At 70.6% G+C, this 23,633-nt stretch carries 27 protein-coding genes; 20 read left to right on the forward strand and 7 right to left on the reverse strand.

All coding sequences use genetic code 11. From position 1 onward, the window contains the following. Positions 1–206 precede the first annotated feature (206 nt). From Asi03nite_RS11315 to Asi03nite_RS11325, 3 genes are all read left to right on the forward strand, one after another. Complete coding sequence (locus tag Asi03nite_RS11315) at positions 207–950, forward strand: SDR family NAD(P)-dependent oxidoreductase (RefSeq protein WP_203678775.1); 744 nt, start codon at positions 207–209, stop codon at positions 948–950. A 203-nt stretch (positions 951–1,153) separates the two neighbouring features. Beyond that, positions 1,154–2,338, forward strand: coding sequence for an FAD-dependent monooxygenase (locus Asi03nite_RS11320; RefSeq protein WP_239102614.1), 1,185 nt, complete (start codon positions 1,154–1,156; stop codon positions 2,336–2,338). Positions 2,339–2,815: 477 nt separating this feature from the next. Further along, positions 2,816–3,499, forward strand: coding sequence for a DUF6461 domain-containing protein (locus Asi03nite_RS11325; RefSeq protein ID WP_203678777.1), 684 nt, complete (start codon positions 2,816–2,818; stop codon positions 3,497–3,499). 121 nt (positions 3,500–3,620) lie between these two features. On the opposite strand, the gene Asi03nite_RS11330 is transcribed toward Asi03nite_RS11325, so the two are convergent. Together Asi03nite_RS11330 and Asi03nite_RS11335 are read right to left on the reverse strand one after the other, a co-directional pair. Beyond that, positions 3,621–4,157: a hypothetical protein gene (locus Asi03nite_RS11330; RefSeq protein WP_203678778.1), complete on the reverse strand. Its 537-nt coding sequence runs from the start codon at positions 4,155–4,157 to the stop codon at positions 3,621–3,623. Between the two features lie 47 nt (positions 4,158–4,204). Beyond that, positions 4,205–4,765, reverse strand: a complete 561-nt coding sequence (locus Asi03nite_RS11335) for a TetR/AcrR family transcriptional regulator (protein WP_203678779.1) — start codon at positions 4,763–4,765, stop codon at positions 4,205–4,207. A gap of 87 nt (positions 4,766–4,852) precedes the next feature. Here Asi03nite_RS11335 and Asi03nite_RS11340 point away from each other — a divergent pair, with 87 nt between their 5' ends. Then, on the forward strand, positions 4,853–5,629 hold the full coding sequence (locus Asi03nite_RS11340; RefSeq protein ID WP_203678780.1) for an SDR family oxidoreductase: 777 nt from the start codon (positions 4,853–4,855) through the stop codon (positions 5,627–5,629). A 111-nt stretch (positions 5,630–5,740) separates the two neighbouring features. Beyond that, positions 5,741–6,622, forward strand: coding sequence for a serine hydrolase domain-containing protein (locus tag Asi03nite_RS11345; protein ID WP_239102615.1), 882 nt, complete (start codon positions 5,741–5,743; stop codon positions 6,620–6,622). 280 nt (positions 6,623–6,902) lie between these two features. On the opposite strand, the gene Asi03nite_RS11350 is transcribed toward Asi03nite_RS11345, so the two are convergent. Continuing rightward, positions 6,903–7,460, reverse strand: coding sequence for a dihydrofolate reductase family protein (locus Asi03nite_RS11350; RefSeq protein WP_203678781.1), 558 nt, complete (start codon positions 7,458–7,460; stop codon positions 6,903–6,905). Positions 7,461–7,750: 290 nt separating this feature from the next. Here Asi03nite_RS11350 and Asi03nite_RS11355 point away from each other — a divergent pair, with 290 nt between their 5' ends. The 3 genes from Asi03nite_RS11355 to Asi03nite_RS11365 all read left to right on the forward strand — a co-directional run bounded on the left by Asi03nite_RS11355 (position 7,751) and on the right by Asi03nite_RS11365 (position 10,411). Continuing rightward, positions 7,751–8,467, forward strand: a complete 717-nt coding sequence (locus Asi03nite_RS11355) for a hypothetical protein (RefSeq protein WP_203678782.1) — start codon at positions 7,751–7,753, stop codon at positions 8,465–8,467. A gap of 297 nt (positions 8,468–8,764) precedes the next feature. After that, entirely contained in the window at positions 8,765–9,016 is a 252-nt protein-coding gene (locus tag Asi03nite_RS11360; protein WP_203678783.1) for a transcriptional regulator, read from the forward strand. 186 nt (positions 9,017–9,202) lie between these two features. Further along, complete coding sequence (locus Asi03nite_RS11365; RefSeq protein ID WP_203678785.1) at positions 9,203–10,411, forward strand: sensor domain-containing phosphodiesterase; 1,209 nt, start codon at positions 9,203–9,205, stop codon at positions 10,409–10,411. Positions 10,412–10,490: 79 nt separating this feature from the next. Here the strand turns inward: Asi03nite_RS11365 and Asi03nite_RS11370 are convergent, their stop codons facing one another. Further along, positions 10,491–11,951, reverse strand: a complete 1,461-nt coding sequence (locus Asi03nite_RS11370) for an amidase (protein ID WP_203678787.1) — start codon at positions 11,949–11,951, stop codon at positions 10,491–10,493. Between the two features lie 123 nt (positions 11,952–12,074). On the opposite strand from Asi03nite_RS11370, the gene Asi03nite_RS11375 reads away from it, so the two are divergent. Beyond that, positions 12,075–12,665, forward strand: coding sequence for a TetR/AcrR family transcriptional regulator (locus Asi03nite_RS11375; protein ID WP_203678788.1), 591 nt, complete (start codon positions 12,075–12,077; stop codon positions 12,663–12,665). Positions 12,666–12,717: 52 nt separating this feature from the next. Here the strand turns inward: Asi03nite_RS11375 and Asi03nite_RS11380 are convergent, their stop codons facing one another. Next, positions 12,718–12,984 (reverse strand): helix-turn-helix domain-containing protein, encoded by a 267-nt coding sequence (locus Asi03nite_RS11380; RefSeq protein WP_203678789.1) that lies wholly within the window; start codon positions 12,982–12,984, stop codon positions 12,718–12,720. A gap of 51 nt (positions 12,985–13,035) precedes the next feature. On the opposite strand from Asi03nite_RS11380, the gene map reads away from it, so the two are divergent. From map to Asi03nite_RS38485, 8 genes are all read left to right on the forward strand, one after another. Next, positions 13,036–13,806 (forward strand): type I methionyl aminopeptidase, encoded by a 771-nt coding sequence (gene map / locus Asi03nite_RS11385; protein WP_203678790.1) that lies wholly within the window; start codon positions 13,036–13,038, stop codon positions 13,804–13,806. Between the two features lie 228 nt (positions 13,807–14,034). Beyond that, complete coding sequence (locus Asi03nite_RS11390; protein ID WP_203678791.1) at positions 14,035–14,367, forward strand: winged helix-turn-helix transcriptional regulator; 333 nt, start codon at positions 14,035–14,037, stop codon at positions 14,365–14,367. A gap of 262 nt (positions 14,368–14,629) precedes the next feature. Then, on the forward strand, positions 14,630–15,832 hold the full coding sequence (locus tag Asi03nite_RS11395; protein WP_203678792.1) for an ROK family protein: 1,203 nt from the start codon (positions 14,630–14,632) through the stop codon (positions 15,830–15,832). 52 nt (positions 15,833–15,884) lie between these two features. Further along, positions 15,885–16,952: an ABC transporter substrate-binding protein gene (locus Asi03nite_RS11400; protein WP_203678793.1), complete on the forward strand. Its 1,068-nt coding sequence runs from the start codon at positions 15,885–15,887 to the stop codon at positions 16,950–16,952. Beyond that, positions 16,949–17,791: an ABC transporter permease gene (locus Asi03nite_RS11405; RefSeq protein WP_239102616.1), complete on the forward strand. Its 843-nt coding sequence runs from the start codon at positions 16,949–16,951 to the stop codon at positions 17,789–17,791. Before Asi03nite_RS11400 ends, Asi03nite_RS11405 begins: the two co-directional genes overlap by 4 nt. Then, complete coding sequence (locus Asi03nite_RS11410) at positions 17,767–18,507, forward strand: ABC transporter ATP-binding protein (protein WP_203678794.1); 741 nt, start codon at positions 17,767–17,769, stop codon at positions 18,505–18,507. The genes Asi03nite_RS11405 and Asi03nite_RS11410 overlap by 25 nt, the downstream gene beginning before the upstream one ends. Continuing rightward, the gene (locus Asi03nite_RS11415; RefSeq protein WP_203678796.1) at positions 18,504–19,841 is read left to right on the forward strand and encodes an LLM class flavin-dependent oxidoreductase; all 1,338 of its coding nucleotides are present in this window, start codon (positions 18,504–18,506) and stop codon (positions 19,839–19,841) included. The genes Asi03nite_RS11410 and Asi03nite_RS11415 overlap by 4 nt, the downstream gene beginning before the upstream one ends. Then, positions 19,838–19,963, forward strand: coding sequence for a hypothetical protein (locus Asi03nite_RS38485; protein ID WP_275409366.1), 126 nt, complete (start codon positions 19,838–19,840; stop codon positions 19,961–19,963). The genes Asi03nite_RS11415 and Asi03nite_RS38485 overlap by 4 nt, the downstream gene beginning before the upstream one ends. Before the next feature lie 10 nt (positions 19,964–19,973). On the opposite strand, the gene Asi03nite_RS11420 is transcribed toward Asi03nite_RS38485, so the two are convergent. Both Asi03nite_RS11420 and Asi03nite_RS11425 read right to left on the reverse strand, forming a co-directional pair. After that, entirely contained in the window at positions 19,974–20,411 is a 438-nt protein-coding gene (locus tag Asi03nite_RS11420; protein WP_203678798.1) for a hypothetical protein, read from the reverse strand. Positions 20,412–20,932: 521 nt separating this feature from the next. Further along, complete coding sequence (locus tag Asi03nite_RS11425) at positions 20,933–21,535, reverse strand: TetR/AcrR family transcriptional regulator (RefSeq protein ID WP_203678800.1); 603 nt, start codon at positions 21,533–21,535, stop codon at positions 20,933–20,935. A gap of 77 nt (positions 21,536–21,612) precedes the next feature. On the opposite strand from Asi03nite_RS11425, the gene Asi03nite_RS11430 reads away from it, so the two are divergent. The 3 genes from Asi03nite_RS11430 to Asi03nite_RS11440 all read left to right on the forward strand — a co-directional run bounded on the left by Asi03nite_RS11430 (position 21,613) and on the right by Asi03nite_RS11440 (position 23,600). After that, positions 21,613–22,554 carry an LLM class F420-dependent oxidoreductase gene (locus Asi03nite_RS11430; RefSeq protein ID WP_203678802.1) on the forward strand — a complete coding sequence of 314 codons (942 nt, stop codon included), beginning with the start codon at positions 21,613–21,615 and terminating at the stop codon, positions 22,552–22,554. Between the two features lie 110 nt (positions 22,555–22,664). Next, positions 22,665–23,333 (forward strand): SDR family oxidoreductase, encoded by a 669-nt coding sequence (locus tag Asi03nite_RS11435; RefSeq protein ID WP_203678804.1) that lies wholly within the window; start codon positions 22,665–22,667, stop codon positions 23,331–23,333. 90 nt (positions 23,334–23,423) lie between these two features. Beyond that, a complete protein-coding gene (locus Asi03nite_RS11440; protein ID WP_203678806.1) occupies positions 23,424–23,600 on the forward strand; it encodes a hypothetical protein in 177 nt (58 codons plus the stop codon). Positions 23,601–23,633: the final 33 nt, after the last annotated feature.

A 23,633-nucleotide genomic window follows, 5' to 3' on the forward strand; every position in this document is an offset into this window, starting at 1 on the left:
GTACCCGCAAGCCCCCGCGCGGGCGCAACAGCCGCGTGCACGTGCGCGGTCGGCCAACGGGAATCCGCCCGCCAGGACGTAGGTCATCAGCCGCGAGTCAGTATGCGGGTGCCCTATGGAAGGAGGATGTCGAACCGACGCGAGGCGGAACGCGCCGTCCGATCACCGCCAGACAACCGGGGTCGATGTCGACAAGGCTTTCCGTCATGAACAACGGACTTGATGACAAGGTGGCTCTGATCACGGGCGGGGGCCGTGGCATCGGCGCCGCCGTGGCGCTGCGCCTGGCCGAGGAGGGCGCTGATGTGGCGCTCACTTTCCAGCAGAATCAGCGACGCGCCGACGAAGTGGTCGACCAGGTCAAGGCCCTGGGACGGCGGGCGATCGCCATCCAGGCGGATAGTGCCGACCCCGCTGCGGTGGCTGCCGCGGTCGACCGGGCTGTCGGGGAGCTGGGCCGGCTGGACATCCTGGTGAACAACGCCGGCGCCTTCCTGCTCGGACCGATCGAGCAACTGAGCCTGAAGGACTTCGAGCAGACCGTCGCGGTCAACGTCCGAGCGCCGTTCGTCGCCTCGCAGGCTGCGGTGCGCCACATGTCTGCCGGCGGGCGGATCATCAACATCGGCAGCAACATGGCCCAGCGTGCAGTCTTCCCCGGCTTTTCGCTGTACGCGATGAGCAAGACCGCGTTGACGGGCCTGACCAAGGCACTCGGTCGCGAACTCGGTGGCAGAGCGATTACGGTGAATCTGGTGAATCCGGGGCCCACGGACACCGAGCTGAACCCGGCCGGCGGTCCGAACGCCGACACCATCAACGGGTTCACCGCCCTCGGTCATTACGCGATGCCCGCCGACGTGGCCGCCACGGTGGCGTTCCTCGCCGGTCCCGGCGGCAGCTACATCACTGGGGCCACGGTCAACGTAGACGGTGGCTTCACCATCTGATCATCCGTCGTTGCGGCGGTGTCCATGCCGTGCACAGGGCTACGGCCCCGGTCCTGGCCATCGCGCCGGGACGGGGCCCGCAGCTCTTTCGTGTGCTTGAACCGGGAGCTGAACATCCTCAATTACCGGGGACCGGGCCGACCCGACATCATTGACTCGATCTGGAGCAGCAGGGGGGCGTTGTGAGCGGTATCAGGGTGTTGGTGTCGGGAGCGAGCATCGCGGGGCCGGCGCTGGCCCACTGGCTGCATCGGCGCGGGGCCGAAGTGACCGTGGTGGAGCGGGCTGGCGAGTTGCGTCCAGGCGGACAGGCGGTGGACGCCCGCGGCGTGGCCAAGGAGGTCATCCGGCGCATGGGACTGGACGCGGCGGTGCGTGCGGCCCGCACCGAGACCGCCGGCGCGCACACGGTCGATGCGGACGGGAACGTGCTGGAGACCTTCCGCGCGGACGATGACGGCGGCGACGGGTACATCGCGGACATCGAGATTCTGCGTGGGGATCTGTCCCGGGTGCTCTACGACGACACCCGCGACGGCGTCGAGTACGTCTTCGGCGATCGGATCGCCGAGCTCGCCCAGAACGCGGACGAGGTCGATGTCACCTTCGCCGGCGGCGACCGACGGCGCTACGACCTGGTGGTCGGGGCCGACGGGCTGCACTCGGCACTCCGGGCGATGGTCTTCGGACCGCACGAACGGTTCGTCCGTCACCTGGGGCGCGTGCTGGCCTTCTACAGCGTGCCCAACGAGTTCGGGCTGGACCGCTGGCTGATCGACTACCAGGACCAGGGGTCCGGGCGCTCCGCCGGCCTGCGGCCTGTCCCGGACGCCACCCGGGCGATGGCCATGCTTTCCTTCCCCGCGCCCACCTTCGACATCGACTACCGCGACGTCTCGGCCCAGAAGGACCTGCTGCGCGAGCGGATGGCCGGCCTGGGCTGGTCGACCTCGCGTATCCTGGCGCACCTCGACGACGCCCCGGACTTCTACCTCGACCAGGTCGCTCAGGTAGTGATGGACCGCTGGTCCAGCGGACGTGTGGCGCTGCTCGGCGACGCGGCGTTCAGCTCGTCGCCATTCTCCGGCGGGGGCACCGGGATGGCCCTGGTCGGGGCGTATCTGCTGGCCGGAGAGCTGGCCGCCGCCGGGTGGGACCCGCAGGTCGGGTTCGCCGGCTACGAGAAGCGAATGCGCCCATTCGTCGAGGCCAACCAGGAAATCGGCCGGCTGCACGTGCAGAGCCGCGCGGTCTCCGCGCCGGACGCCGAACCCGCCCCGGAGCCCGACATGGACGCGCTCATGGCGGTCGTCGAACGCGCGATCAGCGGCGTCGAACTGCCCGACTACACAGCAGTGCCGGACTCCAGAGCCCACGTCGAACCGTAGGACGCGCAGCCCCGGGCGCCGTCTGTCCCGGGGCAATCCTGGGACAGGCGGCTCCCGAAGTGCTCAGACGTGGCAGCGCTCAACGCAGCTTCGTCACCCGTTACGGCGATCGGATCACGGCCTGGGAGTAAGCCGGATTGGCTGCGTGGACTCCCATCCGTCGTTACGTTACGCAGTCAACCGCTCGCGCCCACGCTATTGACGGCCCTCAGTGTGACCGTAGGCCGCGGGCAGGTAGCCATCGGCAAGAGCGTGCGTCAGGCGGCGCCGAGCGCGCTACACGCAGCGCGACAGAACGCGCGGCGTCGACGTGCCCGACCTGCGGCAGATCAGGGCGTTGTCCGGTCGCCTCTTCCATGATCCACTGGCGGTATGCGGCGGCGAGCTTTTGTTTCTCTGGGTGCGACGTCGTTGGCGGCGGCACTCGTCGGCTGCGCACAGCAGGCCCACCGCGGAGATCCGGAGCCGTCCGGGCCGATGGAGACACCACCGTCAGGCCCAACCGCGTCGCAGCCGACTGCACAGACCACCGACGGTGACCACGGCTGGTTCGAGACCAACGGCGAACTCACCGGAGGCTTCTGCCTCACCTGGATCGCCGGCACTGCTCCGGGTCAGGTAATGCAGAAGCTCGGTGGCCGTCGGCTGGGCACAACGGGCTGGGGACCTGACTGGGCGTCCTTCTCCGGTCGGCGTCGTGGGGAGGCGGTGATGGCCGTGGCCGCGATGTCAGGATGGTCGCTGGTTGTCGAGGACAACGGGATACTCGGACTCAGGGACGACCTTCTCGAACGACTCTCGACCCGGACGACCGTGGTGTCCCACTACCGCAACGTCGAACAGGACTCCCGGTTCGCGCTGGTGAAGAACGGCGACATCCAGGTCGCCTTCGATCCGTACGACCCCGGCGACAGGACCGGCAGCCACCCGGACATGCTCCTCGCCGCCATGCGAGCCGCCGGCTTCGCCACGGACGGTCAGGGCAGCGACGATGCCGACGCGACCGAGCTCGCCTTCGCGCTGACCGAACGCCTGACCAGAGTGCCGATGACGACCGCGTTGCTGCATGCGGCAACATACATCGTCACGGCCGTATACGACGCTGACACCGCCGCGTGGGAGCAGGAGAACCCGGACCCCGGGCTGCAACCAGCAGGGTGATCCGACTATACGGACTCACCTCTTCTCAGCGCGACCGGACGTCTGCCGCCCTGACCGACCTGCGACGCGAGCAGCACCCGATCGGCGGCATGAGCGGATGCCGCGCGATCGTCGTCACCAGTCAGCCGTCGGCCCCGAACCATCGTGGTGTCGGCAGGCCGAATGGCCGCTTGATCCGCACATGTGGGGCAGCCCGACGCACTGCGTTGAGGAACGGCCACACGTCATGGACCCCGGCGACGTGAACCCGCCGGCCGTCGGTCAGCACCACGGTCGTGTAGTTCTTCGGATGCGGCACCACCTCACTCACATCCGCCAGCGGCGCGCTGCCGCTACGCAACACGGCACGCCAGTGCAGCCGCGAGTCCACAATCCGCAGCCGGTACGCGATCCGGAACAGCGCCAGGTACCCGTACACAGTGCCGACGATCAGACCCAGTGGCACGAACGCGATCCGCTGCCATACCTGGTCCGTGCCGAACAACCCGGCCGCTCCGGCCACGCCGAGCACCACCGGCACGATGAACGCGGCGAGGACCGCCGCCGTACGTCCGAGCGCGCCGCCGAAGGTGTACGACGTCGCAAAGTGACCGTCATCCATGTGTCGTGCAATGCCCACGGCACCGCCGCGCGCAAACTCAGCGTCGGATCCGTGCATGCGATCTTGGTCTGAGTGGATTGGCGCGGGCGGGGAACCGGCTGACCTCAGGCGGTGACGAAGGCGCTCCGGACCGCGGCGGCCAGGCTCTTGCGGCGCCTGTCGTGTTCTACCTGCGGCGCCTCGGTGTCGACCGTGTCGATGAGGCTTGCCGGTGACCACGCGAGGGCAAGGGCGATGACGAGGGCGTGGATGTCAACGGCCGGGATGTCCACCCGGACGACGCCGGCCTTTTGGGCCTGACCCAAAGCCTCCGCCTTGGCCGGGTCTGCGGGAAACAGCGATCCCGTGGGAGTGCGTTCCAGGCGGGCCCACATGGACAGTCGAACAAGTTCCGGTCGTTCGAGGTAGGCATCGTAAAGGCGAACCGCGTAGCCCGGCAGGTCCTCCGCGGTGAGGGGGACTTCGCCGACCACGCCGTTGACCACGTCGGTGAGTACGGCCGTGAAAAGGCCTTCCTTGCTGGTGTAGTAGGCGTACATCTGGTTCTTGCTCACGCGGGCCTCGCGGGAGATGCGGTCGACGCGGGCCCCGGCAATGCCGTGTGCCGCGAACTCCCGGGTGGCGGCCTCGATCAGTCGCCGACGGCTGGCTTCGGAGCGGTCCATCTCACCAACATATACGAACCAGTTCGTTTGCTTTAGCGGGACGGGGGTTCTATCGTTTGATACGAACCAGTTCGTATCGGAGGGTAAGTGAACAGACAACAGGGGACGGCCCGTCGTCTCGACGGGACCGTCTCGGTAATCACCGGAGCCAGTAGCGGCATCGGGCGGGCGGTGGCTCAGACCCTCGCCGATCAGGGAACTGCTGTCGCCTTGGTAGCGCGCCGCGCCGAGCGCATCGAGGCGCTCGCCGCCGAACTGCGCACCCGGGGCGGGCATGCCGAGGTGTTCGCGGCTGACATAACCGACGAGCCCGGCGAAAGCCTGCTCGGCAGAATCGTCGACCGGATGGGACGGCTGGACACTCTGGTGAACGCGGCCGGCGTCATGCTCATCGGGCCGGCCGCCGAGGCACCGCTGCGGGAATGGCGGCGTACTGTCGATCTCAACGTCACGGCTCTGCTGGAGCTGACACACGCGGCCCTACCTCATCTGCGCAAGGCGGCGCAGACCTCCCCGCGCTCGGTGGCCGACATCGTCAACATCAGCTCGGTGGCGGGGAGGTCGGCGTACGGTGGCGCGGCGGTCTACTCGGCGTCCAAGTTCGCGGTCACCGCGTTCAGCGAGGCCCTGCGCCAAGAGCTGGGCCGTGAGCACATCCGGGTATCGGCCGTCGAGCCGGGCGCGGTGAATACCGAGATCACCGATCACATTCGCGACGGCATGCGGCAGACGAACCAGGCATGGTACGCCTCCATGGAGACGTTGCAGGCGCACGACGTTGCCGATGCGGTCGGCTACATCGTCACCCGCCCCAGGCACGTCGCGGTCGCCGAGCTGCGCATGCTGCCGACGGAGCAGACATGAGCGAGCCGATCCGGCACCGGGAACGCCGCGTGACTCCACCCGCTCACGGGGCGGGCGAGCGACCATCACGTCCGCGTCGGACAGACGCGGAGAGCGTCTAGGGTCGGCGGCATGATACGAGCGGAGATCCTGGTGCGGCAGGGTGCGGATGTCATCGTGGACGACACCACGCAGACGCGTTATCAGCTGGCCTCGGTGAGCAAGCAGTTCACGGCGGCGGCCGTGCTCCTGCTCGTCGAGGAGGGCATGCTGGCCCTCGCCGAACCGGTGGGCCGTTGGTTCGACGGTTGCCCGCAGGAGTGGCAGAACATCACGCTGCACCAGCTGCTCACCCACACCGCCGGCCTCGGCCATTGGGACGACTATCCCATGATCGACTTAGCTCGGCGGGTGGATCCCGGCGACCTGCTGAAGACGTTCCACTGCGTGCCACTGAAGTTTCCGCCGGGCGAGGGCTGGTGCTACAGCAGCCCGGGGTACGTGCTGCTGGCGCACGTCGTCGAACGGGCAGCCGATACGCCGTACCGGGTCTTCTTGGCGGACCGCATCTTTGGCCGCCTCGGCTTGACCAGTACCTTCGCGGGATCGCCGGGTGCCCGGCCGGATCTGGCGCTCGGCCACGACGCCGAGGGCCGGCCGATACCGACCTGGGAACTGGACGTGGTCGGCATGGGCGCGGGAGACGTGTGGTCGACGGCCAAGGATGTGCTGACATGGCTCGATGCCCTGGAACGCGGCCGTCTGTTGAGCGAACCGTACCGGACGTTGATGTTGACCGAGCGGGCCCGGACCGACAATGGCCCGGATATCAGCGGTTACGGCTACGGCGTCTTCGTCGGTGAGCTCAACGGTCGGCGATGGTGGCACCACAGCGGCCATAACGCGGGCTACAAGGCGTACGTCGGCAACATTCCCGAACTCGGTCGCCGCATCGTGGTCCTGAGCAATACCGAGGCGACGAACGCCAGCACCGTCGAGCCCCTGCTCCCATAGACAGGCACTCCGAACGACCATAGCCGTCTGATCTCGAAGACCCGCCGAAGCCTCCGGCAGGGATCCGCTCACCGGCTACTCATTTACTGGTCGTACGACCGCAGCCCGGCTCGGAGACGTCGGCGAGGTGCCCATAATCCTGCGCCGCTGGCGACATCCTCGCAGCCTCGAACGGCTCTTCGACAACGTCCTCGCCTTCGAGGAGTCGGTCGGGACTGCGCGGCGAGCGCGAGGAGGACGCCACGCCGCCGGTGAGCCGGCGGCGATGGACTTCTGTGATTCAGCGCGCGCGGCGGTAGTGCATGGCCACCGCGCCGTTGCGGAGCGGGTCCGCCGAGATCAGCTCGAGCTGGCGCGTGCCGGGCAGCCCGCCCTGGTACAACGTCGGGCCATGGCCGGCGATCCTGGGATGGACGAGCAGTTTGTACTCGTCGATCAGGTCCAGCCGGTCGAGCTCGGTCGCGAGCTTGCCGCTTCCGAGGAGGACTCCGGCCGGGGTCGCGTCCTTGAGCTTCTGCACGCCCGCGCGCAGATCGCCGGCGATGTGGTGGCTGTTGGCCCAGGGGAAGTCCGTGCGCGTCGACGACACCACGTACTTCGGTTTGGCCTCCAGCTTGATCGCCCACTCGCGCATGGCCGGCGGCGCCTGCTCGTCGCCGCGGGCTACGGCCGGCCAGTAACTCTCCATCATCTCGTAGGTGACGCGACCCCACAGCATCGCCCCGCTCTCGTCCATGAGACGGGTGAAGAGAGCGTGCGTCTCGTTGTCGGCGATCCCCTCCCCGTGGTCGACGCAGCCGTCCAGGGTGAGGTTGATGCTGAAGGTGAGCAGTCCCATGGCCGGCGAGTCTAACGCCGCTACGGCGTCGCGCGGGCGGTCGCGGACTGGCCCGGCGACGCCGGCGGTCGCTGTCGGAGGTGAGCAGTCGCGGGCCGGTGTTCCAGGAGGCGATGCAGGCGCGGACGGTCCGGATGAGGACGCGCACCCCGGGCGAGGGCGCCCCGGCGGATGACCTGGCGGGTGGCGATGCCGAATCAGATCTTGAGCTGGTCGCGCGACGAGCGGGTGGGTGGCGCCGTGGCCCGAGCCCACTTTCTGCTGCGGGCGCCGGGCCGTTATGGTCTTCGATGCGATGGGCGTTGCTGCCGGAGAGGGGCGTCATGGTGCAGGGTGGTACGGCCGCGGCCGGGGCGGGCGACGACAAGATGCCGGCCGCGTTCTGGGTGGCTGTCGCCGCGGTGCCGCTCGGAGTGATCTTCATCTGCTGCCCGTACCGGATCAGCGTTCTCGCCCCGATCCTGGTGTCCCTGGGTCTGGGCGCCCTCGTCTACGCCGGCTTCCTCGCGATGATCAGCGACGACGCCGACAGCGGCCCGCCGGTGTTCTCACGACTGCTGGCCGTGGTGGCGGCGGTCGGGGCGATCGCCGTGGTGCTGTCCCTGGGTGGCCTGCTGACCAGATGGTTCGACGGAAACAACTACCGAGGGTTCTACGGGGACCGGGTCGCCGCCACGGTGCCGAGCCCGGGTGACTGCAAGTTCACCAAGGGCCGGCGAGGTGTCGGCGGTAGCAACGCCACCTGCGACGGTGCGACCTGGACGGTGGACGGGAAGAAGCACACCGGCAAGATCTCGGTCAAGGGCGACGACATCCTCGGCGCGACCGGCCCGATCACCGTCGACGCCTATGCCCTCGGTGACCGGGCCTCCAGCGTCGCGCGGACCGACCCGGAGTACGACGCGGCGCGGATCTCCGGCGTGCCACTGTGGGCCGGCCTGGCCGGGCTGGCGCTGCTGGTGGCCAGCTTCGCCGCGCAGGTGGTGGCGGCCCGAAGCCGCCACTGACCACGGTCCGCCGGCCGCTCCCCCGGCCGTCTCCGGAGCGCTCGGGCTTCCGGGTGTGCGCTGATCGGCGCGGTGCCGGTGTTCGCCGGGTCGGCGCTGCCGCTCCTGCTCGGACGGCACTCCGGCGTTCGCGAGGTGGCGGCGTTTCTGCCTGGTCATCGGCTTCGGTATGGGCTGACGTCGACGCTCACGCCGATCGCGACGCAGTCCAGGGTGGGCTGGGCGGAGCGCGGGTGATCACGGCGAACGACACCTTGCCCCGGTCGCTGGGCGGCGCCGTGGGGGTGGCGGAGCGGCGTGATCCTGCTGCTGGGCGCGGCCGGCTACCTGCGCACCCGGCTCGACCTGACCGCCGGCAACCTCTCCGAACATCTGAGCGTCCTGGAGGCGGCCGGGCTGATCGCCGTCGAGAAGGGCTACGAGGGGCGGCGTGGCCGCACCTGGGTCAGCCTCACCGCGGCCGGCGGCGCCGCGCTGGCCGCCGAGATCGTCCGGCTCAAGCAGCTCATCGCCCGCGTGGAGAACCCGGCCGGCGGAACCGGACCGTGACCGCGGCGGCCGGGGCCACCCGGCGAGCCACCGCTGCGGCCGGAGGCGTCGGGAACGGACGACCGTGGCGCCCGGGTGGCCGAGTCCGTGCCGGAGCGGGCCGGCGTATCCGCCGGGTTCCTCAACCCGGGCGTGCGGGTGTCGATGAGATCGGTCAGCCGATGTCGTAGTGCGCGAGGAGACCTGATGCCGGAACGCTCCGAAACCGCGCGACAGGTCGCGGACCTGTTGCGCACCGCCCGGGAGTCGCTCGGGATGGGTCTGGCGTTCCTGAGCCGGATGGACGGGCCGGTGCAGCACCTCGAGGTGGTCGACTCGGTGTTGCCGCTGCAGGACGGTATGGTGCAGGACCGGGACACCTCGTTCTGCCAGGCGGTCATGGACGGTGAGCTGCCGCCGGTGATCCCGGACGTCGCCGAGTTTCCGGCGGCGATGCGGCTGCCCGCCGCCGAGCAGGGGATCCGGAGCTACATTTCGGTTCCGGTCGAGCTCAGCGACGGCACCGTGTACGGCACGTTCTGCGGCGCCGGGCTGGCCGCCGATCCGCAGCTGACCGACCGCGACCGGGTCTTCATGCAGGTGCTGGCCCACGCGGCTGCGGTGATCATCGAACCGGACGTCCGGAAGCGGCGCCGCAACGCCGAGATCGAGAGCAGGCTGCGCCCGGTGCTGAACCGTGGCGGCCCGGTGGTGCTCCTGCAGCCGATCGTCGACCTGGCCACCGGCCGCCGGGCCGGCGCCGAGGCGCTCAGCCGGTTCCCGCAGGAGTGGCTCCAGCCGCCGGACGAGGTGTTCGCCGACGCCGGCCTGGTCGGCGAACGCGAGAACCTGGAGTTGGCGGCCCTGCGGCAGGCCGCGGAGCATCTGCCGGACGTGCCCGGATACATCGCGATGAACATCTCGCCGGCCACCCTCTTCACCGCGGGCGGCGTGGAGTTCCTGAGCGGGCTGCCGCTCGACCGGGTGGTGCTGGAGCTGTCCGAGCATGACCCGATCGACGACTACGACCACCTGCGGGCGGTGCTGGCGCCGCTGCGCCGCCGGGGAATGCGCCTGGCCATCGACGACGTGGGCGCGGGCTTCTCCTCGCTGCGGCACATCGTCGCCACCGGGCCCGACGTGATCAAACTCGACCGCAGCATGGTCGGCGGCGTGGCCGGCGACAACGTGCTCTCCGTGGTGGCGAAGGCCCTGGTGGAACTCGCTGGCGCGGTGAAGGCCACGGTGGTGGCCGAGGGGGTCGAGACCGCGGCGGACGCGGCGGCTCTGGCCGGGCTCGGCGTCGGTCTGGGCCAGGGGTGGCTCTTCGACCGGGCCACCACGGCGGAGGAGCTGCGCGACGAGTACGACCTCGCCCCGGCCCAGCAGACCACGGCGCTCGCGGGTCGGAGCTGACGGCCGGGCGTCCGGGACGCCCACCCGGCAGGTGGGAGCCTCGGCCGCAACCGTGTCCCGGCGCGCCCGGGCCGCCGCATCAATGCTTGACGGTACGGCGCGGCGCCGAGCCCGCCCGGACGACAGGCGTCCGGGCCGCCCACGGCGCCGCCCGTTCGAGCTGACCGGCCAAGCGGAAGAGCAGGTCCTCGCGTCCGTGTCCGGCGGCGAACTGCATGCCGATCGGCAGCCCGGTTCCCGGATCGACGCCCGCCGGCACGGACATGGCCGGCGTCCCGGCCACGTTGAACGCGACGGTGAACGGGGAGCGGTCGAACACCCGCTCGATCCAGCCCACGCCATCCAGATCCTCCGCGCCCTCGGCAAGGGTGCCCAGGGGCGGAGGAAGCTCCGGCACGGTCGGGGTGAGCAGCACGTCGTGCGCGGCGAAGAACGCTGCCAGGCTGCGCGAGACCTGGTTGCGCATCGCCAGCGCGGCGAGGAACTCCGCAGCGCCGATCTGCCGGCCGTAGTGGTAGCCGGCGAGGGTGACCGGTTCCAGGGTGGTGGCGTCGACCGGCCGGCCGGAGGGGCCGGCGATTCCGTCGACAGTGGCGGCCAGGTTCGCCGCCCACACCCGGGCGTTGGCCAGCACGAAGTCCGCCCAGTCGAGCCCGAGGGCGATCTCGGCGCCGTCCACCCGGTGGCCGAGGGATTCGAGCAGGCGGGCGGTGGCGTCCAGCGCGCCGAGCACCGGTGCGGTGGTGCGGCGCCCGCCCCAGGCCTGCGCGAGCACGCCGACGCGGAGCCGGCCCGGCTCGCGGGTGACTTCGTCGGCGTAGGGCCGCGACGGCTGCGCGGCGAAGTAGGGGTCGCCCGGCTCGGGTCCGCGCATCTGGTCCAGCAGGGCCGCGCTGTCGCGCACCGTGCGGCTCAGGCAGCCCTGCACGGCCAGGCCGCTGAACTGTTCGTCGAAGCCGGGGCCCAGGGAGACCCGCCCGCGGGTGGTCTTCAACCCGAAGATCCCGTTGTACGAGGCGGGGATGCGCAACGATCCGGCGGCGTCCGTGGCGTGGGCGATCGGGACCATCCCGGCGGCCACGGCCGCGCCCGCACCGCCGCTGGAGCCGCCCGCGCCGCGCCGCGGGTCCCACGGGTTGCGGGTGGCGCCGTACAGCATCGGTTCGGTGGTGATGCTGTAGGCCAGCTCGGGGGTGGCGGTGCGCCCGAAAATCGCCAGCCCGGCCCTGCGCAGGCGGGTCATCAGGTAGGAGTCGGCGCCGGCGACGTGCCCGGCCAGCAGGCGGCTGCCCGCCTCCATCCGCCGGCCGGCCATCGTGACGCCGATGTCCTTGATCAGGAAGGGGACGCCGGCCAGCGCGCCGTCCGGCGCCGGACCGGCGTCGACCGGCCAGGTCTCCACGACGGCGTTGACCGCCGGGTTCACCGCGCGGACGGCCTCCCGGGCGGCCGCCTCCAGCTCGGCCGGCCGTAGTTCACCGGCGGCCACCAGCGCCGCCTGTGCGACGGCGTCCAGCCGCACGTACTCGCTCAGTCTCACGATCACTCCCCACTGCTGATACCACTCAGTACCCGACGATACCGATCGGTATCAACTGGGACGGTTTGGTACCGTAGCCGGGCACAGGGCGGCTGCGCAACGACCCCGACCACCGGAGCTCTCATGACGACCACCGCCAGAAGGCCGACCCGGGTGGCGAAACTGCCGCCCCGCGAGCGGATCCTCGACGCGGCCGAGGAGTTGTTCCAGGCCGAGGGCATCGCCCGGGTGGGCGTGCAGGCCATCGCGGAGCGGGCGCGGACCACGAAGATGGCGATCTACCGGCACTTCGAGACCAAGGACGAACTGGTCACCGAGTGGCTGCGCATCCTGGCCGCGGACTATCAGGCGGCCTTCGACCGGGCCGAGGCGGACCATCCGGGCCGCCCCCGGGAGCAGATCCTGGCGCTGGCCCGGTTCATCGCCGACGGGCTGCCCGAAATCTCGTACCGGGGCTGCCCGTTCATCAACTCGCTGGCCGAGCTGCCGGACCGCGAGCACCCCGCCCGCCAGGTGATCGAGCGGCACAAGGCGCTGCAGACCGACCGCCTGCTGGGCATGTGCGCCGCGGCCGGCCTGCCCGATCCGCAGCAGACCACCGCCGAGATCACGTTCCTGCTGGAGGGAGCCCAGGTCAGCCACCAGAACGGCAGCATCGGCCAGGTGGGGCCGCGGCTGCTGCGCATGATCGAGGCGATCCTCGACCGGCGCTGACCGGACGCCGGCCGGGTCGGGCCGCGCGCCACCGGACACCCGCGGGCGCGGCTCAGGAGGGCTGGCCGGCGGGCACGCCGCTCAGCCAGACGTCCGCCAGATCGGCCACCGGAACGCCGAGGGCCTCGCTCAGGCAGACGACCGTGCCGAACGCCGGGGTCGGCAGGCGACCGCTCTCGATCTTGCGCAGCGTCTCCGGGGAGATGCCGGCGGCCAGCGCGACCTCGGCCTGGCTGCGGGTCCCGCGCGCGGCCCGCAGCGCGGCGCCGAGGCGTTGACCCGCGGCGATCAGGTCCGGAGTGAGCGGCGGGCGGTTCATCGGATCTCCTCTCCGAGAGGTGGTATAACAATACCACTAGGGAGGCGTAACGTGATCGAACTCAAGGCTCCGGACGAGATCGCCCGGATGGCCGTCACCGGACAATTCGTCGGCGAGCTGCTCGCCGAGCTGGGCGGCCTGGTCGAGGTCGGGGTCAACCTGATGGACCTCGAGCACCACGCCCGCGCGCGGATCAAGCAGCGCGGCGCCGAGTCGTGCTACTGGGACTACGCGCCCTCGTTCGGCCGCGGGCCGTTCCGCAACGTGCTGTGCCTGTCGGTCAACGACGCGGTGCTGCACGGCCTGCCGCACAGCTACCGGCTGCGCGACGGCGACCTGGTCAGCATCGACATGGCCGTGTCGATCGACGGGTGGGTCGCCGACTCCGCGCTCTCGGTGATCGCCGGCACGCCCGCTCCGGCCGACCTCAAGCTGATCGAGTGCACCGAGGTGGCGCTGGAGGCGGGGATCGCCGCGGCCCAACCGGGTGGCCGGCTCGGCGACGTCTCAGCGGCGATCGGCGCGGTCGCCCGCGAGTACGGGTACACGGTGAACATGGAGTTCGGCGGGCACGGCGTCGGGCGCACGATGCACGAGCCGGCGCCGCACGTGGCCAACGACGGGCGGCGCGGGCGGGGCATCAAGCTGGAGCCCGGGCTGACGATCGCGATCGAGCCCTGGTTCTGCGCGGGCACCGATAAGATCAAGTTCGACAAGGACGGGTGGACGATCCGGTCCGCCGACGGGTCGCGGACCGCGCACTCCGAGCATACGATCGCGGTCACCGAGGCGGGCCCGCGGATCCTGACCCCGCGCCCGTAGCCGGCCACGCCCTGGCCGCCCACACCCCCACCGAAACCACCGCTGCCAGGCTCAAGAAACTGCTGGAGAGGCTGCTGCGGACCAAACCTGGAGCCGGACCGGGCCACCGCCGTACACTGTGCCCGAAGACCGCGAGGAGCCGCCCGGCGAGCGGGCGTACCGCCCGGTGGATCCGGCGATCGAGTTCAACCGGGCGGTCACTGTCCGGCGGAGGCCACCTGCCGGCAGGTGCTGAAGATCCTGGCGCTGGTCGGTGACAAGTGGAGCCTGCTGGTGATCGGCCATGTCGGACAGGGACCGGTGCGCTTCGGCGCCCCGCAACGGGCCGTCACCGGTGTCTCCCATCGGATGCTCACCGTCACCCTGCGGCAGTTGGAGCGCGACGGCCTGGTCACCCGGACGGTGTACGCGTGCGTGCCGCCCCGGGTGGAGTACGCGTTGACCACGCTCGGCGAAACGTTGCTGCCGCCGGTGAAGGCGCTGGGCTCGTGGGCCGAGACGAACCTGGAGGTGATCACGAAGAATCGACGGGCATTCGACGCCGGCGCGCACACCGAATAGGCGCGTTCAGCGGTGACCGACAATGGTCAGACCTATCCAGCCTCGCACCGACAATGCGCCGGTGCTGCACCTGCCCCGGCCCGGACCGGAACGACAGCCGCCGGTCTCACGTGCCGGCCGTCCGGAACTTCCGGTTCGCCGGCACGGCGGCGGTGGGAGGCGGTGAACGTTCGTGATCGGCACAGCAGCCACCGCCGAGATTGTTGTTAACGTCCGGTAACCGCACACCCCGGCACCGGACAACCCACGATAAAGTCCCGAAATGATCCCCGTTGGGCACACCACCCGGCGCAAGGACCTCCCGGTGCCGGCGCCGCGCCGACCACCGGACTCCGCGGCGGCGGTGCTGCACGCGATCCTCCAGCACGGCCCGGTCGCCCGCAGCTCGGTCGCCCGGGTCACCCGGCTCTCCGCGGCCACCGTCACCGGCGCCACCGCCGCCCTGCTGAGACAGCGGCTGATCCGCGAGGTCCCGGAGGCCGCGGGTCCGCCGGGCATGGGCCGCCCGCACGTGCCGCTGGACGTCGAGCCGGCCGCGGTCGGTGTGATCGGCGTGCACGTCGCCGTGCCGTGCACCACTGTGGCCCTGCTCGACCTGCGTGGCCGGGTGCTCGACGAGCACCGCGCCCCGCACGGCGAGCGCGATCCGGGCAGTGTTCTCGCCGCTCTGGGCGGCGGGATCGCCGCGATGCGCCGGGAGCACCCGCGGCGCCGGATCCTCGGAGCCGGGCTGGCCACCGGCGGCTGGGTGGACGCCGCCAACGGCACCGTGATCGAGCACCCGGTCCTGGGCTGGCGGGACGTGCCCGCCGGCGCCGTGCTCGCCGAGGCCACCGGGCTGCCGGTGCGGGTGGACAGCAACTCCCGGGCGCTGCTGCGTGCCGAGCAGCTGTTCGGCGCCGCCCGGATGCGGGAGAGCGCGGCGCACCTGTTCGTCGGCAACCTGGTCGACGTCGCGTTCGCGGCGGGCGGCGTGGTGCACGAAGGTCCCCGGTCGGCGGCCGGCGCTGTCGCCCATCTGCCGGTCGAGGGCTGCGCCGAGGCCTGCCCGTGCGGGCGGGTGGGCTGCCTGCAGGTGGCCGTCTCGGAGCGGGTGGTGGTGCGCCGCGCGCTGGCCGCCGGGCTGATCGACCGGCCGGAGATCGGTGACCTGGTGGACGCCGCGGCGGGCGGCCGGGCCGAGGCGGTCCGGATGTTGCGGGACCGGGCCCGGCTGGTCGGCCGCGCCGCCGCGCTGTTGCTCGACCTCTTCGATCCGGAGGTGCTGGTGGTGGCCGAGGCGGGGGTGAACCGGCTGCCGGGGTGCCTGGCGACGGTGCGCGGCGAGGTGGCTGCGCACTCGTCGGCCGGTGTGGACGCGGTCCGGATCGTGCACCCGTCGAGCTTTCCGGACAGCGTGCTGGCGGTCGCCGGCGGGGCGGTCGCGCTGCACCGGGTGTACGCGTCGCCACTTGGGCGCACTTAATTCAGTCGTGCGCATAGTTGCCCAGTAATCCTATCTGGATAGCATGAATTGCATGAGCTTGATCCCCCGAAGGGCTGCCGCCGCCGTGCTGGCGGCCGCCCTGTCCCTTGGTGTCGCCGCGTGCGGAGGCGACGAACCGGGCTCGACCCTGGAGCTGACCGCCGCGCTGCCGGAGCAGGTGCCGACTGGCGCCACGATCCGCATCGGCGACCCGACCATCCAGGCCGTCCTCGGCGCGGCCGGTCTCGACAAGGAGCTCGACACCGCCGGCGTGCGGGTCGAGTGGGCGAACATCAGCGGCGGCCCGCAGAGCATCCAGGCCTTCCGCGCCGACAAGCTGGACTGCAGCGCGGTCGCCGACATCCCGTCGCTGTTCGCCGCGTGGACCGGCACCTCGACCAGGATCGTCTTCCAGTCGGTCACCGTCGACCCGCTCAAGTTCCCGGTCTACCAGTTGGGCGTCGCACCCGGAGTGAACGTCACCTCGCTGGCCGACCTGCGCGGCAAGCGGATCGCCTACAGCGCCGGCCAGGCCCAGGGCGCCCTCGTGCTGCGGGTGCTGCAGAAGGCCGGCCTGACCCGGAAGGACGTCAAGCTGGTCGAGCTGACCAGCACCAACGACTCCTACGTGACGTCGCTGGGCACCAAGGCGGTCGACGTGGCGCCGCTGAGCGCGCAGTACGTGAGGGTCTACAAGGCGAAGTACCCGGGCGCCACGGCCGTCGACACCGGGATCCGCGACGACGCGTCGACGCTCTACTGTCTCACCAAGTCGGTGCAGGACGCGGCGAAGGCCGCGGCGCTCAGAATCTACGTGAGCGTACGCACCAAGGCCCTGCTCTGGCAGAACGACCACCCCGCCGAGTACGCCAAGCTCTACTACCAGGACAGCCAGGGCCTGACCGCCGCGGACGCCAAGGTGGTCGTCGAGCTCACCGGCGCCAAGGGCATCCCGGCGACCTGGGACAACGCCATCGCCCGGCTGCAGCAGACCGCCGACCTGCTGGCCACCGAGCAGAAGCACGACAAGCTCGACGTGACCACGCTGGTCGACCGCCGGTTCGAGCCGGTCGAGACGGCGGCCGCCGGGACGCGGACGGTCACCGGTGATGCCTCGTGACCGCCACCATCCACCGGGGTGAGCCGGCCACCGGTGCCGCGCGGGCCGACCACCGCGTCGTACGCCGGCGGCTCGGGCCCGGCCGCCGCTTCCGGTTCGCCTTCTGGGTCGGCCCGGCCCTGGTGCTGGCCGTCTGGTCGATCGGCTCGGCCACCGGCCTGATCAGTCCCGCGGTGCTCACCGCGCCGTGGGACGTGGTGACCGCCTTCCGGGACCAGTGGACCGACCACGACCTGCTCGGCAACATCCTGTCCTCGCTGCGGCGGGTGGTGGTCGGCCTGGCGTTCGGCGTGGCCGGCGGGGTGCTGCTGGCGATCGTCTCCGGGCTGTCCCGGATCGGCGAGTCGGTGTTCGACGGCCCGATCCAGATCAAACGCTCTATCCCCACGCTGGCGCTGGTCCCGCTGTTCATCGCCTGGTTCGGCATCGGCGAGCAGATGAAGATCGTGACCATCGCGCTGATCAGCCTGGTGCCGATCTACGTGCACACGCACAACGGGCTGCGCGGCATCGACGGCAAGTACGCCGAGCTGGCCGAGACCATCGGCATCGGGCGCGGCGAGTTCGTCCGGCACGTGGTGCTGCCCGGCGCGCTGCCCGGCTTCCTGCTCGGCATGCGGTTCGCGGTGACCTCGGCGCTGCTCGGGCTCGTCGTGGTGGAGCAGTACAACGCGGTCAGCGGCGTCGGCTACATGATCATGCTGGCCGAGCAGTACGGGGCGACCAACGTGATCGTCGTCGGCCTGGTGATCTACGGCCTCTTCGGCTACCTCGCCGACACGGCGGTACGCCTGACCGGAAGGAGGGTGCTGGCATGGCGGCGGACACTCGACGACTGAGCACCGGGCCGGCGGTCCGCGTACAGGACCTGCATCGCAGTTTCCACCAGAACGGCGGCGTGCTCAACGGCCTGGACCTGGACATCGCGGACGGCGAGTTCGTGGCGCTGATCGGGCGCTCCGGCACCGGCAAGAGCACGCTGCTGCGCGCGCTGGCCGGGCTGGACCGCGACGTCGACGGCTACGGCCGGATCACCGTCCCCGGCTCGGTGTCTGTGGTCTTCCAGGACTCCCGGCTGCTGCCGTGGAAGCGGATCCTGGACAACGTCACGTTCGGGCTGCGCGGCGCCGGCGCGGCGCAGCGTGGCCGGCAGGCGCTGGCCGAGGTGGGGCTGGCCGGCCGCGAGCGCGCCTGGCCCTACCAGCTGTCCGGCGGCGAGCAGCAGCGCGCGTCACTGGCCCGCTCGCTGGTCCGCGAGCCGCGACTGCTGCTGGCCGACGAGCCGTTCGGCGCGCTGGACGCGCTGACCCGGCTGCGGATGCACGCCCTGCTGCGCAAGCTGTGCGAGAGGCACCGGCCGGCGGTGCTGCTGGTCACCCACGACGTCGACGAGGCCATCGTGCTCGCCGACCGGGTGATCGTGCTGGACGCCGGGGTGGTGCGCAGCGACGTACGCGTGGATCTGCCGGATCGCTCGCGCTCCGCGCCCGCCTTCGCCGAGCTGCGCGCCTTTCTGCTGGACGAACTGGGTGTCGACGAGGAGAACCTGCGATGAGCCGCCAGTTGCACTTCAACCTGTTCCTGCACGACACCGGCCACCACGAGGCGTCCTGGCGGTTGCCCGGCTCCGACCCGTACGCCAATCTCTCCCTCGCCGCGCACCAGCACCTGGCCCGCGTCGCCGAGGACGCCAAGTTCGACTCGGTCTTCCTGGCCGACAGCCCGGTGCTGTTCAACGACCCGGGCCGGCGGCCGTCCGGCAAGCTGGAACCGACCCTGCTGCTCGCCTCACTGGCCGTGACCACCAGCCGGATCGGACTGATCGCGACCGCGTCCACCAGCTACAACGAGCCGTTCAACCTGGCCCGCCGGTTCGCTTCGCTGGACCACCTGTCCGGCGGCCGGGCCGGCTGGAACATCGTCACCACCGCGGGCGACGCGGCCGCCCGCAACTTCGGCCTGGACGGGCAGCCGCTGCACCGCACCCGCTACCAGCGCGCCGACGAGTTCCTCGAGGTGGCCACGAAGCTCTGGGACAGCTGGACCGACGACGCGATCCTCGCTGACAAGCAGCACGGCGTGCACGCGCTGCGCGACCGGGTCCGCGGGATCGGCCACCGGGGCGAGTTCTTCCGTGTGGACGGTCCGCTCAACGTGCCGCGCTCGCCGCAGGCGTACCCACTGCTGGTGCAGGCCGGCTCGTCGGAGGACGGCAAGGAGTTCGCCGCGAAGTGGGCCGAGGCGGTCTTCACCGCCCAGCCCACGCTCGCCGAGAGCCAGGCCTTCTACGCCGACCTCAAGCGCCGGGTGGCGCGGGCCGGGCGCGACCCGGACCACGTGGTGGTGCTGCCCGGGATCGTGCCGGTCATCGGCGACACCGAGGCCGAGGCCCGCGAGCTCGACGCCGAGCTGGACCGGCTGATCGGACCGGAGTACGCGCTCCGGCAACTGGCCCACACGCTCGGCGTCGACCCGGGCATCCTGGAGCTGGACCGGCCGCTGCCGCGGGATCTGCCCGACGAGGAGGAGATCGAGGGCGCGAAGAGCCGCCGTACGCTGATCGTCGACTGGGCCCGGCGCGACAACCTGACCGTCCGGCAACTGATCGGCCGCCTCGGCGGTGGCCGCGGCCACCGCACCTTCACCGGCACTCCCGTGCAGGTCGCCGACACCATCCAGGAGTACTTCGAGAACGGCGCCGCCGACGGCTTCAACATCATGCCGGCCGTCCTGCCCGCGGGCATCGAGGCGTTCGCCACCAAGGTCGTGCCGATCCTGCAGGAGCGCGGCCTGTTCCGCACCGAGTACCAGGGCGCCACGCTGCGCGAGCACTACGGCCTCCCCCGCCCGGCGAACCGACTGGTCCTGGCGGGCGAGGGCGTCCGATGACCTTCCTCCGGTACTTCCCCGACACCGTCGACCCGGGCCACCGCGGCGACGACGCGATCGACGGCTACGGCACGCCACCCGCCCCGGCGCGACACTCGGCCATGGGCGGGTGGGCGAAGTGATCAGCAGGCGTCAGGCGCTCTTGCAGCTGGGAGGGGTAACCCCGCCGTAGTTGTCATCGCCGGTACCGGTGTCGTTGTCGTTCCAGTTGTCGTTGTCGTTGGCGTTGGCGTTGGCGTTGCTGTTCGCGTTGTTGTTGTTGTTCCTGTTCCGATTGTTGTTCACGTTCCGGTTGTCATTGTTGTTGTTGTTGACGTTCCGGTTGTCGTTGTTGTTGAGATTCCGGTTGTCGTTGCTGTTCTGATTGCTGTTGCTGTTGCGGTTGCTGTTGTCGTTGCTGTTGCGGTTGCTGTTGTCGTTGCTGTTGCGGTTGCTGTTGTCGTTGCTGTTCTGGTTGCTGTTGCGGTTGTTGTTCTGGTTGCTGTTGCGGTTGTTGTTCTGGTTGTTGTTCCAGTTGCTGTTGCTGTTCTGGTTGCTGTTGTCGTTGTCGTAGTCCGGCCGGTACTCCACGAACAGGGCGAACTGCTTCGAGTGAATGCCGGCTCCCTTCTTGCATTTCCAGTTGGGGAGCCAATCGTCACGCTGGCCGTCGTATCCGTCACTGCGGCATTCACTCAGCCTGTCGTACCAGTCGTGAAACTGGAGTCTGCTTCCGGCGGCCGTGATCTGGCCCACCCTGTCGGAACTGTCACGCGGAGCTGCTGACGCGGCGCCGGCGCCCAGGCCCACACTGGTCGCAACCGCCATACCGGCGCCGATCGCCATACGCGTCATCGACATCATTATTGTTCAGCCCTTTCAGATGATGATTTGCACGAACGAGCCAACACTAAAGAGCGCACGGCAAGCCGGGTGTGGATTCTTTCAAAAAAGAATCCCGGTGAATGTCCGACGGTATTGTTGGTTCCGGAAAAGACGGACAGCTCCGGCACTCGGGAACTGCCCGCCGACTGCCCGTGGCGCAGGCCGCCGAGGCGTACCGGGCGACGGACGAGCGCCGCGCCGTCGAGGTGCTGCCGCAACCGGTGAGGTCAGCGGTCCCCGGCGGCGCGGATCAACGCCTCGGCCGCCGCCACCGCGCGCGCGGCCGTCGCGTCCACGGTCAGGGCTCCCTGGGCGAAGAAGCCCTCGGCGAACAGCGTCGTGTACCCGTGCGCGACCGCGACGATCGCCTCGACCAGGGCGACCGCCTGCCGATGGGACGGGACGCCGACCGCGGACGCCAGCTCCAGCAGCGTCGCCATCAGCGCGCGCGTCTGCTCACGGCGGGCCTCGTCCGGGACCGCGTACAACTCGGCGGCGTAGATCACGTGGAAGCCGGCGCCGGTGCGCACCACGTACCGGAAATAGGCTTCGGCGACCGACGCCAGGCGGGAGGACGGGTCGGCGCCGGCCCGGTCGGCGGCCGCGACGATCGCGGACCGCAGGTCGTGGGCGGCGGCCGCGGAGACCGCGGAGAGCAGGTGGTCACGGCCGGGAAAGTGCCGGTACGGCGCGGCCGAGCTGACGCCCAGCCGGCGCGCCACCGCGGCCACCGAGAAACGCCGCAGCCCCACCTCGGCGAGCAGTTCGAAACTGGCGGTGATCAGTGACGCGCGCAGGTCGCCGTGATGATAACCGCGATCGCGCGACACCTTCCGCACCGTCCTTCACAGCCGTGTAAGTTGGCTCTTACATTACCAAGTGAGAGACCTCTTACACAGGAGGCAGCGTGACCATCCGGCTCGGGTACCAGATCCCGAACTTCACCTATCCCGGCGTCCCGGAGGAGCGGCTGTTCGACACGGTCGCCGCGCAGGCCAAGGAGGCCGAGGCGGCCGGTTTCGACACCGTGCTGGTGATGGACCACTTCTATCAGCTGCCCGGCATCGGCACGCCGGACGCGAACATGCTCGAGGCGTACACGACGCTCGGCGCGCTCGCGTCCGTCACGTCCACTATCCAGCTGTCCACGCTGGTCACCGGCAACACCTACCGCAATCCCGCGCTGCTGGCCAAGACGGTCACCACCCTGGACGTGGTGTCCAAGGGCCGCGCCGTTCTCGGCATCGGCGCCGGCTGGTTCGAGCGCGAGCACCACGACCTGGGGTTCGAGTTCGGCACGTTCGGGCAGCGCTTCGAGCGGCTCGAGGAGGCGCTCACCATCATCAGCCCGATGCTCGAGGGCGAGCCCGCGACGTTCGAGGGCAAGTGGTACGTCGCCCGCGGCGCGATGAACAACCCGCGGGTGCGGCCGCACATCCCGATCATGCTGGGCGGCTCCGGCGAGCAGAAGACGTTCCGGCTGGCGGCCCGCTTCGCCGACCACATGAACATCATCTGCGACGTCGAGGACGTGGCCCGCAAGGTCGCCGTGCTGCGCGAGCGCTGTGCGGAGATCGGCCGCGACCCGGCGACGCTGGCCACCAGTTACCTGGCGATGGGCATGGTCGGGGAGAACGAGGCGGAGGCCAAGGAGCTCAGGGAGTCGGTCCCGGAGGACCGCCGCAACCGCGCCTTCGTCGGTACGGCCGAGCAGGTCGCCGAGCAACTGCACGAGAAGGTGATCGGCGCGGGCATCGACGGCATCACCATCAACCTGATCCGTAACGGTCACCGGCCGGGTGTGGTCAACATGGTCGGCGAGGCGCTCAAACCGATCGTGACGGCCTGACCGGCAACCGGCCCCGGGCCTTCGCAGGCAAGCCCGGGGCCGGCGACTCCGCCGAAGTTCTCGGCCCCGGTTCGGCCAGGACTGCGCGCCGCACCGGTACCGTGACCGGAATGGACAATGCGCGCGTTCTTGTCGTAGGCGGCCACGGGAAGGTGGCGCTGATGCTGCTGCCGCTGCTGGTGGAGGCCGGGCACGAGGTGACCGCGGTGATCCGCGATCCCGGGCACCGGGCCGAGGTCGCGGCCACCGGGGCGACGCCGGTGGTGGCCGACGTCGAGCGGCTCGGCGTGGCGGAGCTGGCGGAACTCTTCGCCGGGCAGGACGCGATCGTGTGGTCGGCCGGGGCCGGCGGCGGCGACCCGGCGCGCACCTACGCGGTGGACCGGGACGCGGCGATCCGCTCGATGGACGCGGCGCTGCGGTCCGGGGTCCGCCGCTACCTGATGGTGTCCTACTTCGGTTCGCAGATCGAGCACGGCGTTCCCGAGGGCCACGGCTTCTTCCCGTACGCCGAGGCGAAGGCCGCCGCGGACGCCCACCTGGCGGCCACCGATCTGGACTGGACGATCCTGGGCCCGAGCCGCCTCACCCTGGACCCGCCGACGGGCCGTATCGAGACGGCCAACCAGGGCGCCACGGCCGGCTCGGTGAGCCGGGCGGACGTGGCCGCGGTCGTGCTGCGGGCCCTGCACGAGCCGGCGACGATCCACCGCACGATCCGCTTCAACGCCGGCGCCACGCCGATCGCCGACGCCCTCAGCGAGGACGACCTCGCCTGAACTGCCTGCTGTTTGGGCCCGGCCCGGGCGGGTACTCGATCTTGAGCCCCGTGCCGGACCGGGACCGGGGCCTGGTGAAAGGGGGACTCGATGCCGATCCAACGACTGCCGTCCGACCCGGACCGCTATCCGCCGCTCGACCCCGGCGCGCCGATTCCCGACGATCCGGGCGAGCTGGAGCCGGGCAATCCGGACCTGCCGCCGGCCCCGGCCGAGCCGATGCCTGTCGAGCCGGTGCCCGCCGAACCGGAGCCCGAGCCGGCCTGAGAGGAAGCGCGAGCATCAAGGTCATCAATTCAC

It is taken from the genome of Actinoplanes siamensis (genome assembly GCF_016862395.1).
GTDB classification, from domain to species: Bacteria; Actinomycetota; Actinomycetes; order Mycobacteriales; family Micromonosporaceae; genus Actinoplanes; species Actinoplanes siamensis.

What these genes read in the sequence shown, in the direction of transcription:
- Asi03nite_RS11330 (WP_203678778.1), bottom strand. Translation starts at nt 4,157, where the DNA reads ATGCACGGATCCGACGCTGAGTTTGCGCGCGGCGGTGCCGTGGGCATT.
- Asi03nite_RS11380 (WP_203678789.1), bottom strand. Translation starts at nt 12,984, where the DNA reads ATGAACCGCCCGCCGCTCACTCCGGACCTGATCGCCGCGGGTCAACGC.
- Asi03nite_RS11410 (WP_203678794.1), top strand. Translation starts at nt 17,767, where the DNA reads ATGGCGGCGGACACTCGACGACTGAGCACCGGGCCGGCGGTCCGCGTA.
- Asi03nite_RS11315 (WP_203678775.1), top strand. Translation starts at nt 207, where the DNA reads ATGAACAACGGACTTGATGACAAGGTGGCTCTGATCACGGGCGGGGGC.
- Asi03nite_RS11350 (WP_203678781.1), bottom strand. Translation starts at nt 7,460, where the DNA reads ATGGGACTGCTCACCTTCAGCATCAACCTCACCCTGGACGGCTGCGTC.
- Asi03nite_RS11400 (WP_203678793.1), top strand. Translation starts at nt 15,885, where the DNA reads ATGAGCTTGATCCCCCGAAGGGCTGCCGCCGCCGTGCTGGCGGCCGCC.
- Asi03nite_RS38485 (WP_275409366.1), top strand. Translation starts at nt 19,838, where the DNA reads ATGACCTTCCTCCGGTACTTCCCCGACACCGTCGACCCGGGCCACCGC.
- Asi03nite_RS11415 (WP_203678796.1), top strand. Translation starts at nt 18,504, where the DNA reads ATGAGCCGCCAGTTGCACTTCAACCTGTTCCTGCACGACACCGGCCAC.
- Asi03nite_RS11435 (WP_203678804.1), top strand. Translation starts at nt 22,665, where the DNA reads ATGGACAATGCGCGCGTTCTTGTCGTAGGCGGCCACGGGAAGGTGGCG.
- Asi03nite_RS11355 (WP_203678782.1), top strand. Translation starts at nt 7,751, where the DNA reads ATGCGATGGGCGTTGCTGCCGGAGAGGGGCGTCATGGTGCAGGGTGGT.
- Asi03nite_RS11375 (WP_203678788.1), top strand. Translation starts at nt 12,075, where the DNA reads ATGACGACCACCGCCAGAAGGCCGACCCGGGTGGCGAAACTGCCGCCC.
- Asi03nite_RS11325 (WP_203678777.1), top strand. Translation starts at nt 2,816, where the DNA reads ATGGAGACACCACCGTCAGGCCCAACCGCGTCGCAGCCGACTGCACAG.
- Asi03nite_RS11440 (WP_203678806.1), top strand. Translation starts at nt 23,424, where the DNA reads ATGCCGATCCAACGACTGCCGTCCGACCCGGACCGCTATCCGCCGCTC.
- Asi03nite_RS11395 (WP_203678792.1), top strand. Translation starts at nt 14,630, where the DNA reads ATGATCCCCGTTGGGCACACCACCCGGCGCAAGGACCTCCCGGTGCCG.
- Asi03nite_RS11345 (WP_239102615.1), top strand. Translation starts at nt 5,741, where the DNA reads ATGATACGAGCGGAGATCCTGGTGCGGCAGGGTGCGGATGTCATCGTG.
- Asi03nite_RS11365 (WP_203678785.1), top strand. Translation starts at nt 9,203, where the DNA reads ATGCCGGAACGCTCCGAAACCGCGCGACAGGTCGCGGACCTGTTGCGC.
- Asi03nite_RS11335 (WP_203678779.1), bottom strand. Translation starts at nt 4,765, where the DNA reads ATGGACCGCTCCGAAGCCAGCCGTCGGCGACTGATCGAGGCCGCCACC.